Source organism: Marinicella sediminis, from assembly GCF_002000055.1.
GTDB classification, from domain to species: domain Bacteria; phylum Pseudomonadota; class Gammaproteobacteria; order Xanthomonadales; family Marinicellaceae; genus Marinicella; species Marinicella sediminis.
The window spans coordinates 1-1,213 of the sequence record NZ_MVBD01000033.1 but is presented as its reverse complement, the minus strand read 5'-3'; the positions used below and the strand labels follow the sequence as shown (position 1 = coordinate 1,213).

The 1,213-nt window shown below is 41.5% G+C and carries 1 protein-coding gene; it reads left to right on the top strand.

What is annotated here, in order from left to right:
• Nucleotides 1-77: 77 nt before the first annotated feature.
• Nucleotides 78-1,207, top strand: a protein-coding gene (locus B0475_RS17325; RefSeq protein WP_379876773.1) for an IS3 family transposase whose coding sequence is annotated in 2 segments (ribosomal slippage) — nt 78-330 and nt 330-1,207 — 1,131 coding nt in all. Because the reading frame shifts where the segments join, the coding sequence is not laid out codon by codon here.
• Nucleotides 1,208-1,213 lie beyond the last annotated feature (6 nt).

Genomic DNA, 1,213 nt, shown 5'->3' with positions numbered 1-1,213 from the left:
TGACCTTTCCCCTAAAAACAGTACCACTATAAATTAGAAAAATCTGGCAAAATTAACCAAAGAAAAGAGGTTTTGTCATGAAGAAATCGAAGTTTACAGAAGAACAAATTGCATTCGCCTTGAGGCAAGCAGAGACAGGAACACGTGTGACAGAAATCTGTCGAAAGATGGGCATAGCAGAAGCCACATTTTATAACTGGAAGAAGAAGTTTGGTGGCCTTGGTGTCTCAGAGCTTAGGCGCCTTAAGCAGCTTGAGGAAGAAAACCGCAAACTGAAACAGCTGGTGGCTGATTTAAGCTTAGACAAACAGATGCTTCAAGACGTTGTTTCAAAAAAGCTTTAAAGCCAGCAAAGAAACGAGAAGTAGTCGACTGGCTTCAAGATGCTTACCGAGTTTCTAACAGGCGCTCATGTGACCTATTGAAGCTGAGCAGAACAGTCTATTACTACCAATCCAGAAGAAACCCTGATACTGCTTTGCGAAACCGAATCAATGAAATTGCTCAAACTCGAATTCGCTATGGTTACTTAAGGATTCATACTTTGTTGGTTCGTGAGGGATGGCCTATCAACCGTAAAAAGGTATACCGAATTTATTGTGAGGAAGGCCTTAATTTGCGGGCTAAGCGACCAAGAAGGCGTGTAGCTGCATCACATAGATTGGATCGCCCAGAATTAACTGGAGTGGATCAGTGCTGGAGCATGGACTTTGTGGCTGACGAGTTATTTAATGGCCGCAGAATACGCTCATTAACTGTGGTAGATAATTTTAGTCGGGAGTGTATTAAGATTCATGTTGATCAAGGCATCAAGGGAAATGATGTTGTCCAGGTCTTGGATGAGTTAAAATGTTTTGAAGGTCGCTGTCCTAAACGTATTCAAGTTGACAACGGCAGTGAGTTCATTTCAAAGGTTTTTGATAAATGGGCTTATGAAAACAAGGTGGTCTTGGACTATTCAAGACCAGGCAAGCCAACAGATAATGCATTCATTGAATCATTCAATGGAAGTTTCAGAGATGAATGTTTGAATACAAATTGGTTTTTATCACTAGATGATGCCAAAGAAAAGATTGAACTGTGGCGGAGAGATTACAACGAGTTCCGACCACATTCATCGCTGTCAAATCTCACCCCCAAGGAGTTTTGTCAACAACAGAGAAAGAGTCAGAAATCTCTAGTTTTGGCTGGTACTGTTTCTGGGTAGGGGTCA